Raw genomic sequence first — 12,207 nt, forward strand, 5'->3', positions numbered from 1 at the left:
CAGGCTCTGCTCGGATGCGCTCAGTGCACGACCGCCTTTTCCGCACCGACACCGGTGAGCGAACGAACCTCCATCTCGGCCTGCTTCGCCGGATCCTCCGGTTTACCGCCGCCGAGGAAGGTGCCGATCACACCGAGCGCGAAAGCCAATGGGATGGAGACGATTCCGGGGTTCGACAGCGGGAACCAATCGAAACTCGAACCCGGAATCATCGAGGTCTTCGTCCCGGATACCGCGGGGGAGAACACGATGAGCACGATGGTCGAGATCAGGCCGCCGTACATACTGAACAGGGCGCCGGTGGTGTTGAACCGTTTCCAGAACAGCGAGAACACGATGGTCGGCAGATTCGCCGCCGCCGCGACCGCGAAGGCCAGCGCCACCAGGAACGCGATGTTCTGGCCGTTGGCCAGGATGCCGAGGCCGATGGCCAGCGCACCGATCACCACCGCGGTGATCCGGGACACCTTGACCTGCTTGTTCTCGTCGACCTGCCCCTTCTTGAGCACGCTCGCGTAGATATCGTGCGCAAACGATGCCGAGGCGGTGATGGTCAGCCCCGCGACAACCGCGAGGATGGTGGCGAAGGCGACCGCGGAAATAATGCCGAGCAGGATGACGCCGCCGAGTTCGAAGGCCAGCAGCGGCGCTGCCGAATTCTGGCCGCCCGCGGCGGCGAGAATGCGATCCGGTCCGACAATGGCGGCCGCACCGTAGCCGAGCACCAGGGTGAACAGGTAGAACGCGCCGATCAGGCCGATTGCCCAAACCACCGAGCGCCGTGCCTCTTTCGCGGTCGGCACGGTGTAGAAGCGCATCAGCACATGCGGCAGACCCGCGGTGCCGAGCACCAGCGCAAGGCCGAGCGAGACGAAGTTCAGCTTGGAGGTCGCGCTGCCGCCGTACTGGGCACCGGGGGCGAGCACGTCACGGGCGGCCACGCCCTTGGTCTTCGAGCCGTGCACCGCGTCCTGTGCCGAGCCGAGGATGTCGGAGAAATTGAAGCCGAACTTGGCTAATACCATCACCGTCATCAGCGCCGCGCCGGCAATGAGCAGCACCGCTTTGATGATCTGCACCCATGTGGTGCCCTTCATGCCGCCGACCAGCACGTAGACGATCATCAGTACTCCGACGACGGCGATGACGATGCTCTGTCCGGTTCGATCGGAGATATCGAGCAGCAGCGCGACCAGACCACCCGCGCCCGCCATCTGGGCCAGCAGATAGAACAGTGACACCGCGAGCGTGGTCAGTGCGGCAGCGGTACGTACCGGACCTTGCTGCAACCGGAAGCTCAATACGTCGGCCATGGTGAATTTGCCGGTGTTCCTGAGCATTTCGGCGACCAGCAGCAGTGCGACCAGCCAGGCCACCAGGAAGCCGATCGAGTACAGAAACCCGTCGTAGCCGTACACGGCGATGGCGCCGGCGATGCCGAGAAAGCTTGCGGCGGAAAGGTAATCGCCCGCGATGGCGATGCCGTTCTGCGGGCCGGAGAACCCGCGGCCGCCGGTGAAGTAGTCGGCGGCGGTGCGGTTATTGCGGCTGGCCCGGATCACCACGATCATGGTGATCGCCACGAACAGGCCGAAAATGGCGATATTCGCGGCGGGATTGCCGACCGCCTCGGCAGCGGACAGATAGTGAATGCTCATGCCTGCGCCTCGCTGACGCTCGGCTCCGGCATGACCATCCCGATGGCTGTGTTCATTGTTCGCTCGCTACGCTCGCTCATGCCCGGTCTCCCTCGAGATAGTTGCGGATCGACGCGGCGCGCGGATCCAGTTCCTTAGTGGCGAACCGGACATACAGCCAGGTGATCACGAACGTCGAGACGAATTGCCCGAGGCCGAGCAGCAGGCCGAGGTTGATATTGCCGATGACCTGGGTGGCCATGAAGTCGTGCGCGTAAGCGCCGAGCAGCACATAGCTCAGGTACCAGACCAGGAACAGTGCGGTCATTGGAAAGATGAAGCGGCGCAACCGACTTCGCAATTCCTGGAACTGGGGACTCGACTGGACGGCGGCGAACTCCTCCGCCGTCGGCGTGCGCCGCGGCGGCGTGCCATCTTTGTCGAGGTCGATACTGGTCATCGCAGGGTCCTAGCGTGTGACGTGGCTTACTACCCGCCGACCATAAAGGGTGGCCCGTGAAGGATTCATGATGTGGCGTGGATCACTCTGTGAAGGCGCCGGTTTATGCGGTGAACGGTCGGCTGGCCGCGACGAACGGTCAGTGGCGCAGCCCGATGGCGCGCTCCCGATCCGCACCCATGCCGAGCCGCTCCGGCGCGTGCATCCGGACGAATATGTGCCCGACCGTGCGGGCGCTCTGACCTCGCGTCAGCATGCTGACCAGGATCATCGCCGCGAATGCCAGCGGTACGCTGAGCGCCGCCGGATAGCCGAGGACGGCCGCGAGCCAGCCGCCCGCCAGCTCGTCGGAGATGCCGCCGGTCACCGAAACCACGGTCGCACCGCCCGACGCCAGACCGCCCGCGATCAGTCCGCTGGTTGCCCCCTTGGCTGTCAGGCCGCGCCACCAGATGCCGAGCACGAGCAGCGGACACAGTGTCGAGGCGGCCACCGAAAAGGCCAGGGCGACGGTGCGGGACAGATCCAGCGACACCACCATGACCGAAATGCCGAGGGGCACAGCACCGGCGAATACTGCGGCGGCGCGGAAGTCGCGAATTCGTCCGCGCAGCATATCCGTACTGAGCACGCCCGCGATACTGACCAACAGTCCGGACGAGGTGGAAAGGAATGCCGCGATCGCACCCGCCGCGACCAGTGCCGCCAGCAGTTGTCCCGGCAGGCCCGCCAACACCGACCCGGGCAGCAGCACCACGGCGGCGTCGGAGGTGCCGGTGATCAACAGTTGCGGCACGTACAGCCGCGCGAAAACCCCCAGCAGGACGGGAAAGAGGTAGAACACTCCGACCAGGCCGATCACCGCGAGTGCGGTCGTGCGTGCCGCGCGGCCATCGGGATTCGTATAGAAACGCACCAGCACGTGCGGAAGACCCATCGTGCCCAGGAAAGTGGCGATGATCAGCGAATACACCTGATAGGTTGGATGGCCGCCGCCGAATCCGCCACCGGGTGCGAGCCAGGCCGCACCGTTCGCCGGTGCTCCGGCCACCACCGGCACAGCCGAGCCCGCCGCCAGGGTCAGTTCGGTGCCCGCCGCCAGTTCGTGTGTGCCGGTGGTGAGCAGGACCGGACCGTCCACCGCGCGATCGTCGAGCGTCCCGGTGATCGAAACCTGTTGCGGTGCACCGACCCGCACCACCACGCCGGTGCTGACATCCACCGTGGTGCGCTCGGTGACCACCGGGGGAGCGGGGGTGCCGAGTTCGCGATCCTCGGCCAGGAAATGGCCGAGCAGCACCAGCGCCGGAATCGCCACCGCGGTCAGCTTCAGCCAATACTGGAAGGCCTGCACCAGCGTGATGGACCGCATGCCGCCACCGGCCACATTCGCGATGATGATCGCGCCCACCGCCACCGCGCCCACCCATTTCGGCACATTCAGCAGGATGTGCAGTGTCAGCCCCGCGCCCTGGAACTGCGGAATCAGATACACCCCGCAGACCAGCACCACCACCACCGCCGCCAGTCGGCGTAGCCGCAGCGAGCCGAGCCGGAACTCCGCGAAATCGGGCACCGTATACGCGCCCGACCGGCGCAGCGGCGCGGCCACGAACAGCAGCAGCCCGAGATATCCGGCGGTGAACCCGACCGGATACCACAGCGCGTCCGCGCCGTATTTCGCGATCAGGCCCGCGACACCAAGAAATGAAGCGGCCGAGAGGTATTCACCCGAGATGGCCGCGGCATTCCAGCGCGGCCCGACGCTGCGTGAGGCGACCAGGAAATCGGAGGTGGTGCGCGCCAACCGAACACCGTAGACGCCGATCGCGACCGTGGCGAGGGCGGCGAACAGCAATGCGAAAACGGTGAGCGCTGGTGTCGACGCGGTATTCACGGCACGTCACCTGTCGCGGCGCTGCACATCGGGTCAGTCCTCGGCCAATTCCAGGAAGTCCTGCTCATTGCGTTCGGCGAGTCGGACGTACAGCCGCCCGACGCCGTACAGCACCGGATATACGGCAACGCCGAGCAGCAACCACGGCAGCCGCACCCCGAGCAGCACGAACGATCCCACCGACCCGAGCCGGAAAAGCATCGGGAGCGAACACAATACGAGCACCATGACCAACCCGGCCCGTACCGCCAACCCCAACTGCGCCCGAATCAGGCCGCCGATCAGCGCCTCGCCGATCTCGGTCTGCTCGACCACTTCGGTACGGGTCCGCACGCGCCGCGCGCCACGGCGTTCGGCGAGCACAACGCGCTGTCTGGTCGGACGCTGCTGCGGCGTTGTCACGGATTCGTCCACTGCTGTCGTGGCCCGTGCACCAACCGCTGCTTCAGCTCACGCACCTGCCGACGGCTGACCGGCAGTTCCACCGCCGCGGCATTGCCGTCGGCACGCAGCCGGACCACCGTTCCGGTGCCGACCGTGCGCAGTCCGGTCACTGAGCGCAGCGCCACCAGATAGGACCGGTGCACCCGCAGGAATCCCGCATTCTCCCACCGGGATTCCAGCGCCGACAGGGGAATTCGCACCAGATGCGATCCGCCACTGGTGTGCAACCGGGCGTAGTCGCCTTCCGCCTCTACCCAGCTCACACTCGATCGGTGCACCAGCGTGGTGACCCCACCGAGCTCTACCGGAATCACCTCATTGGGATCGGTGCGCGGTGCCGCGACGGCCGGGGCCGGTGTCGCGCGTGCCGTGGCGATCCGCCGCACCGCCTCCGCCAGCCGCGCCTCCCGCAGCGGTTTGAGGAGGTAATCCACCGCCCCCAGATCGAAGGCCGCGATCGCCTGATCATCGTGGGCCGTCACGAACACCACCGCGGGCGGGTTCGCGAACTCGGACAGGATGCCGGCCAATTCCATGCCGTCCAGCCCGGGCATATTGATATCGAGGAATACCGCGTCGATCGGATGCGCCCGCATCAGCCGCAATGCGCTGGTCGCATCGTTCGCGCTGTGGATATCACCGACCCCCGGCTGCGCGCGCAGCAAATACACCAGCTCGTCCAGAGCTGGCTTCTCGTCGTCCACGGCGAGCACGCGCAGTGCGGCGGCGGACTGGTCGGTGGTCCGGGTCACAGTCGTTTCATCGTAAACGGAGCCGCTTCACGCTCGACCCGGATACCTACACCGGGACGAATCGGGCGCTGACCGCAGCCATGTACAGGTGTGTGCCGTGCGAAGCTCAGGCCTGGATGCCCGCGCGGAATTTCGGCACGCGCAGGCTGACCTTGGTGCCCGCACCAGGGCCGGTCTCCACGATCAGGCCGTAGTCGTTGCCGAAGGCGGCCCGCAGCCGGTCATCGACATTGGCCAGCCCCACATGGGCGGATTCGCCGGAACCCGCCGGGCCGGTCCCGGTTTCGATGGCATCGAGAGCGCCGGAGCGCAGCAGATCCGGATCCATCCCGATGCCGTCGTCCTCGACGCTGATCACGCAATCGGTACCCGCGTCGGCAGCGACAATCGTCACCGTGCCGCCGCGCGTCGCCCCGGCCAAACCGTGCCGAACCGCGTTCTCCACCAAGGGCTGTAGTGCCAGGAACGGAAGTACGACGCCGAGGACCTCCGGCGCGATCCGCAAACGTACCTGCAATGCGTCACCGAAGCGGGCGCGCTCCAGCGCCAGATACCGCTCGATATTGCGTAGTTCGTCGGAGAGCACCGTGAATTCGCCCGCGGCACGGAAGGAGTACCTGGTGAAGTCCGCGAACTGCAGGATCAACTCGCGCGCCCGATCGGGATCGGTACGCACAAAGGACGCAACGGTATTGAGCGCGTTGTAGATGAAGTGCGGACTGATCTGCGCCCGCAACGCGCGCACCTCGGCTCGGTCGAGCCGGGCCCGCGAGGCGTCCAATTCCGCCAATTCCAGCTGTCCGCAGGCATATCGCGCCACCTCCGCGACCGCCCCCAGCCGGCCCGGTTCCGGCTTGCCGGTGGTCACCACCCCCAGGGCCCCTGCTACCCCGGCATTTTCGATGAGCAGCGGCTGCGCGATCAGCGTGCGCCCGGCGTGTTCAGTGCGACCGGGCCCTGATACCAGCACCGGCCGCTCGGTCGCCACCGCCCGTCTGGCCGCATCGGCGAAGGGTTCGGCCAGATCCGAATGCGGCCCATCCCACGCCAGCAGCGTGCCATCGGGATCCGCGACGCCCAACGCATCGGCTCCGGTGAGTGTCCGCAGGTGCGGCGCGGCCTCCTGGGCAGACCGATCGGTCAACCCCTGTCGCAACGGCCGCGCGGCCAGTGACGCCGTATGCAGCGCGCTGAACACCGCTCGCTCGGCCGGTGTGGTCACCACCCGCCGCGTCCGCGACCACACCAGCAGCGCGCCGACGATCAGCACCGCCCCGGCCACCGCCGCGAAACCGACGGTCGTCATCGCACCCTCACCGATCGTCTGCATCGCGGCCACCTCATCGCCTGATTATCGCGGCGTCCCACCGAATCCGCGCCCAACAGCGCCGATCGGTGCCGGATACCGTCGTGTCCACGACCGCAGGCTACGCGGGGACGCCGCTGGCGAAGTAGATCGGAATCACATCCGGCCACCGGGTGGTGCTGTGGCATCCGCCCGCGCGCTGGCGGATTCCGGATCCGCCACCGGATGGCACGATCGCCGCCGATGCACCCGAATCCGCGGACGTCGTCCTCGCTGGCTATCGCGAACTCGCTGACGTGGCCGACGAGGCTCCGGCACTGGCCGCCGGACCGACACCGGGCGCGACGGGTGTGGATCGCCTGGCCGCGCAAGGCGGGCGGGCACGTCAGCGATATCGCCGAGAACGAATCTGCGCGAGCTGTTGTTTGCTATCGGCGTCGTCGATGTGAAGGTGGGCGCGTTCGACAACGCTTGGTCCGGTCTGAAGATCGTCCGGGCAAGCGCACTTGATCTAGGACGCGTAGTGTCGAGCGATCCGCGGAACACCCCACTGTCGCGGAAATCGGACAGCCGCATAGGTGGGTCGCAGGACGCGCCGGTGATCTTCACCACCGACACGCCGGGCACCTGCGTGAGCCCGGTGTGCCAGGCCGTACTCGTCGGTGGGGACCCCTAGAATCGCTACACCAACCCCCGTCGAGACCTTGGGAGGAAGGACCGTCTTGGCCGCCTCGTCCGGATCGTTCGTTCACCTGCACAATCACACCGAGTACTCCATGCTCGATGGTGCGGCCAAAATCTCTCCGCTCTTCGCCGAGGCAAAACGGCTGGGGATGAACGCCGTCGGGATGACCGACCACGGCAATATGTACGGGGCCTCGGAGTTCTACAACTCCGCCAAGAAGGCCGATATCAAGCCGATCATCGGCATCGAGGCCTACATCGCACCGGGTTCCCGGTTCGACACCAAGCGCGTGCAGTGGGGTGATCCCAGCCAGAAGGGCGACGACGTCTCCGGCTCCGGCGCCTACACGCATATGACCATGGTCGCGGAGAACGCGACCGGCCTGCACAACCTGTTCAAGCTGTCCTCGCTCGCCTCGTTGGAAGGTCAGCTCGGCAAGTGGGCGCGCATGGACGAGGAGATCATCGCCGAGCACGCCGAGGGCATCATTGCCACCACCGGCTGTCCGTCGGGCGAGGTGCAGACCCGTCTGCGCCTCGGCCACGACCGCGAGGCCCTGGAGGCCGCGGCCAAATGGCAGGAGATCTTCGGACCGGACAATTTCTTCCTCGAGATCATGGACCACGGCCTGTCCATCGAGCGCCGGGTCCGCGAGGGGCTGCTGGAGATCGGCAAAAAGCTCGGGATCCGGCCGCTGGCCACCAACGACTGCCACTACGTCACCAAGGACGCCTCGACCAATCACGAGGCGCTGCTGTGTATCCAGACCGGTAAAACACTCAGTGACCCAACGCGTTTCAAGTTCGACGGCGACGGCTACTACCTGAAGTCCGCGGAGGAGATGCGGGCGATCTGGGATATGGAAGTGCCCGGCGCCTGCGATTCCACCCTGTTGATCGCCGAGCGAGTGCAGTCCTACGACGAGGTGTGGCAGCACCGCGACCGGATGCCGATCTTCCCGGTGCCGGAGGGATATGACCAGGCCAGCTGGCTGCGTCGCGAGGTCGACCTCGGGCTGCGGCGCCGTTTCCCGGACGGCGCGCCCCAGGACTATCTGGACCGGGCCCAGTACGAGATCGGCGTCATCCTGGAGATGGGCTTCCCGGCCTACTTCCTCGTCGTCGGTGACTTGATCAACCACGCCCGCGAGGTCGGTATCCGTGTCGGTCCGGGCCGTGGTTCCGCCGCCGGTTCGCTGGTCGCCTACGCGCTCGGCATCACGAATATCGACCCGATTCCGCACGGCCTGCTCTTCGAGCGCTTCCTCAATCCCGAGCGTGTCTCGATGCCCGATATCGATATCGACTTCGACGATCGCCGCCGCGGTGAGATGGTCCGCTACGCGAGTGAGAAGTGGGGCACCGACCGCGTCGCCCAGGTCATCACCTTCGGCACGATCAAGACCAAGGCCGCCATCAAGGACTCGGCCCGAGTGCTCTTCGGTCAGCCCGGATTCGCCATCGCCGATCAGATCACCAAGGCGCTGCCGCCGCCGATCATGGCCAAGGACATCTCGGTGTCCGGTATCACCGATCCGGAGCATGAGCGGTACAAGGAGGCCGCCGAGGTTCGCGAACTCATCGCGAGCAATCCGGATGTCGCGAAGATCTACGAAACCGCGCGTGGCCTCGAGGGCCTGATCCGCAATGCGGGTGTGCACGCCTGCGCGGTCATCATGTCCTGTGATCCGCTCACCGACGCGATCCCGGTCTGGAAGCGGCCGCAGGACGGTGCGCTCATCACCGGCTGGGACTATCCGTCCTGTGAGGCCATCGGCCTGCTGAAGATGGACTTCCTCGGCCTGCGCAACCTGACCGTGATCGGCGACGCGCTGGAGAATATCCAGGCCAACCGCGGTGTCGATCTGGATATGGACCGGTTGCCGCTGGACGATCCGCTTACCTACGAATTGCTTTCGCGCGGTGACACTCTCGGCGTATTCCAGCTCGATGGTGGGCCCATGCGCGATCTGCTGCGCCGCATGCAGCCGACCGCCTTCGAGGATATCGTCGCCGTCGGCGCGCTGTATCGCCCCGGCCCGATGGGCATGAACGCGCACAACGACTACGCGGACCGCAAGAACAACCGGCAGGACGTCAAGCCGATCCATCCGGAGCTGGCCGAACCGCTCGCCGACATCCTGGGCGAGACCTACGGCCTGATCGTCTACCAAGAGCAGATCATGCACGTCGCGCAGAAGGTGGCCGGCTACTCGCTCGGCCGAGCAGATATTCTGCGCCGCGCGATGGGTAAGAAGAAGGCCGAGGTGCTGGCCGCGGAGTTCGAGGGCTTCGAGGCGGGTATGCAAGCGAGCGGCTTCTCCAAGCCCGCGATCAAGGCGCTGTGGGACACCATCCTGCCGTTCGCCGGTTACGCGTTCAACAAATCGCATGCCGCCGCCTACGGCCTGATCTCCTACTGGACCGCATATCTCAAGGCGAACTATCCCGCCGAATATATGGCGGCCCTGCTCACCTCCGTCGGCGACGATAAGGACAAGGCCGCGGTCTACCTGTCGGATTGCCGCCGCCTCGGCATTACCGTGCTGCCGCCGGATGTCAATGAATCCGAGCAGAACTTCGCCTCGGTCGGCAAGGACATCCGCTTCGGCCTCGGCGCGGTACGCAATGTCGGTGCCAACGTGGTCGCCTCGATCATCCAGGCGCGCAAGGAGAAGTCGAAGTTCACCGATTTCTCCGACTATCTGAACAAGATCGACGCCATCGCCTGCACCAAGAAGGTCACCGAATCCCTGATCAAGGCTGGCGGATTCGATTCCCTCGGGCATCCGCGCAAGGGTCTGCTGCTGGTGCACTCGGATGCCATCGATGCGGTGATGTCCACCAAGAAGGCCGAGGCGATCGGCCAGTTCGACCTGTTCGGCGGGCTGGACGACGGCGACGAGTCGGTGGCCTCGGTCTTCAATGTGAAGGTGCCCGAGGACGAGTGGGAGACCAAGCACAAGCTCGCGCTCGAGCGGGAAATGCTCGGCCTGTACGTGTCCGGACATCCGCTCAACGGTGTCGAGCATGTGCTTGCGGCACAGGCGGATACGGCGATTCCGGCCATTCTCGAGGGCGATGTCAAGGATGGCGCTCAGGTGACCATCGGCGGCATCCTCGCCTCGGTCAACCGCCGCATCAATAAGAACGGCCTGGCCTGGGCCTCGGCGCAGATCGAGGATCTGACCGGTGGCATCGAGGTGCTGTTCTTCCCGCAGGCCTATTCGGTATACGGCGCGGATGTGGTGGAGGATGCGGTCGTCCTGGTGAAGGCAAGGGTGTCGGTGCGTGACGACCGGATCTCCTTGATCGCCAACGATCTCGCCGTCCCCGACCTCTCCTCGATCGGTGTGGCCAAGCCGCTGGCGGTCGTCATGCCGACCCGCCTGTGCACGCCGGACAAGATCGGCGAACTCAAGCGCATCCTGTCCAGACATCCGGGTACCGCGGACGTCCACGTCCGCCATGTGGGTGCACGCGAAAACACCTCACTGTGGAAATTGGATGACAGCCTGCGAGTTTCACCATCCTCGGCGCTGATGGGCGACCTCAAGGCCCTGCTCGGTCCCGGCTGCCTCGCGGGCTGACGCTACGTACGGGCCGGACGCGTCGGCGAATGCTACGGCCTCGCGAACGTTCTCGTGTGCCGCGCGTGATTTCGGTGCGGCAGCGAAGACGGTGCGCGGACCCGAGCGGGACCGAGCAGTTGTGCTCGAGCAGTGTTGCGGAGTCAGCGGGTGAGTTCGGCCATGGCCCGGTCCACCGGGACGACCGTGACTTGCTGGGCCCGCCGGTGTAGCGCCGCCGCCCAACCGACGGTGGCCAGTGCAGCGATGCCGAGGGCCACGCCGATCCAGGCGACCGACGAGTAGCCGAGGCCGCTGCCGATGGCCAGGCCGCCGAGCCAGGGGCCTACGGTGATGCCGACATTGAATGCGGAGAAGTTGACCGCGGTCGCGAGGGTGGGGGCCGCCCCGGCCAGTGCGAATACGCGGGTGTTCAGTGCGGGATTCGTGGCGAATCCGAAGGCACCCAAGAGGAATACGAGGACTACGACCGGTGCGGGCATCGTCGCGGTCAGTGCCAGTACCGTCGAGACGATGATCAATCCGATCATGCCGATGGTCAGTACGCGGAAGGGATGGGCATCGGCGGCCCGGCCGCCGACGGCGATACCGATCAGGGCGCCGATGCCGTACAGCGTGAGTACCAAGGGAATCCAGCTCTCGGCGATTCCGGTGGTGCGGGCCAGGAGTGCGCCGAGGTAGGCGAAGATGACAAGTTGCGCGCCGGTCGAGAGTGCGGTTGTGCTGTAGGACAGCCATAGGCGCGGATTGATCATGGTACGCAGTTCGCGGCGCAGGTCCGGCACCTCGGCGGGGCGTCCGCCCGGAATCTTGGCCGCCACCCCGGCCATGGCCAGCGCGGACACAATGGCAACCGCCCAGAACGCGGCCCGCCAGCCCAGGTACTGGCCGAGCACCGTACCCGCCGGAAGCCCGACGATAGTGGCCACGGTGAGCCCGCCCGCCACAATGCTCATTGCCCGCCCGCGGGCATTCTCCGGCACCAGACTCAGTGCCGTGGTCGCGGCGACCGCCCAGAATCCGGCGTAAACGAAGGCGCCGAGCACTCGGGTGCCGAAGAGCACCCAGTAGCCCGGTGTCAAGGCGGCCACCACATGTGTGGCGATGAACACCCCGAGGAAGGCCAGCAGTGCGGTGCGGCGCGGCCAGCGCAGGGTGAGCACGGCCAGCGCGGGCGCGCCCACCAGCATGCCCACTGCGAACGCCGAAATCAGCAGGCCCGCTTGGGGTATCGAGACGCCGAGGTCGGTGGCCATTTGGGTGAGCAGGCCGGAGAGCATCAGCTCCGAGGTGCCCTGGGCGAAAATGGATAGCCCGAGTATGTAGACAGCGAATGGCATCGGAGCCCTCTCTGGTTTTAGATTGATCAGTTCAAAATTCAGGCAAAAAGAAACGACGTTGTGCCGCATTGTCGAACGTCATATATGCGGCCGAATG

At 66.0% G+C, this 12,207-nt stretch carries 9 protein-coding genes; 2 read left to right on the forward strand and 7 right to left on the reverse strand.

The genetic code is table 11. From position 1 onward, the window contains the following. Positions 1–20 precede the first annotated feature (20 nt). The 6 genes from AB0J29_RS26870 to AB0J29_RS26895 all read right to left on the reverse strand — a co-directional run bounded on the left by AB0J29_RS26870 (position 21) and on the right by AB0J29_RS26895 (position 6,496). Positions 21–1,658 (reverse strand): cation acetate symporter, encoded by a 1,638-nt coding sequence (locus AB0J29_RS26870; RefSeq protein WP_364791922.1) that lies wholly within the window; start codon positions 1,656–1,658, stop codon positions 21–23. A gap of 76 nt (positions 1,659–1,734) precedes the next feature. Next, entirely contained in the window at positions 1,735–2,097 is a 363-nt protein-coding gene (locus AB0J29_RS26875; protein WP_364791926.1) for a DUF485 domain-containing protein, read from the reverse strand. Between the two features lie 139 nt (positions 2,098–2,236). Beyond that, on the reverse strand, positions 2,237–3,994 hold the full coding sequence (locus AB0J29_RS26880) for a cation acetate symporter (protein WP_364791929.1): 1,758 nt from the start codon (positions 3,992–3,994) through the stop codon (positions 2,237–2,239). A 33-nt stretch (positions 3,995–4,027) separates the two neighbouring features. Continuing rightward, a complete protein-coding gene (locus AB0J29_RS26885) occupies positions 4,028–4,396 on the reverse strand; it encodes a hypothetical protein (RefSeq protein ID WP_364791932.1) in 369 nt (122 codons plus the stop codon). Then, positions 4,393–5,190 carry a LytTR family DNA-binding domain-containing protein gene (locus AB0J29_RS26890; protein WP_364791936.1) on the reverse strand — a complete coding sequence of 266 codons (798 nt, stop codon included), beginning with the start codon at positions 5,188–5,190 and terminating at the stop codon, positions 4,393–4,395. The genes AB0J29_RS26885 and AB0J29_RS26890 overlap by 4 nt, the downstream gene beginning before the upstream one ends. 106 nt (positions 5,191–5,296) lie before the next feature. Then, positions 5,297–6,496, reverse strand: a complete 1,200-nt coding sequence (locus tag AB0J29_RS26895; RefSeq protein WP_364792086.1) for a histidine kinase — start codon at positions 6,494–6,496, stop codon at positions 5,297–5,299. A 173-nt stretch (positions 6,497–6,669) separates the two neighbouring features. Between AB0J29_RS26895 and AB0J29_RS26900 the strand changes: the two genes are divergently transcribed. Next, complete coding sequence (locus AB0J29_RS26900) at positions 6,670–6,945, forward strand: hypothetical protein (protein WP_364791939.1); 276 nt, start codon at positions 6,670–6,672, stop codon at positions 6,943–6,945. A 273-nt stretch (positions 6,946–7,218) separates the two neighbouring features. Then, positions 7,219–10,770 (forward strand): DNA polymerase III subunit alpha, encoded by a 3,552-nt coding sequence (dnaE, locus tag AB0J29_RS26905; RefSeq protein ID WP_364791942.1) that lies wholly within the window; start codon positions 7,219–7,221, stop codon positions 10,768–10,770. Positions 10,771–10,913: 143 nt separating this feature from the next. Here the strand turns inward: dnaE and AB0J29_RS26910 are convergent, their stop codons facing one another. After that, positions 10,914–12,110: a Cmx/CmrA family chloramphenicol efflux MFS transporter gene (locus AB0J29_RS26910; protein WP_364791945.1), complete on the reverse strand. Its 1,197-nt coding sequence runs from the start codon at positions 12,108–12,110 to the stop codon at positions 10,914–10,916. Positions 12,111–12,207 lie beyond the last annotated feature (97 nt).

The organism is Nocardia sp. NPDC049707 (assembly GCF_040674855.1).
Lineage (GTDB): Bacteria > Actinomycetota > Actinomycetes > Mycobacteriales > Mycobacteriaceae > Nocardia.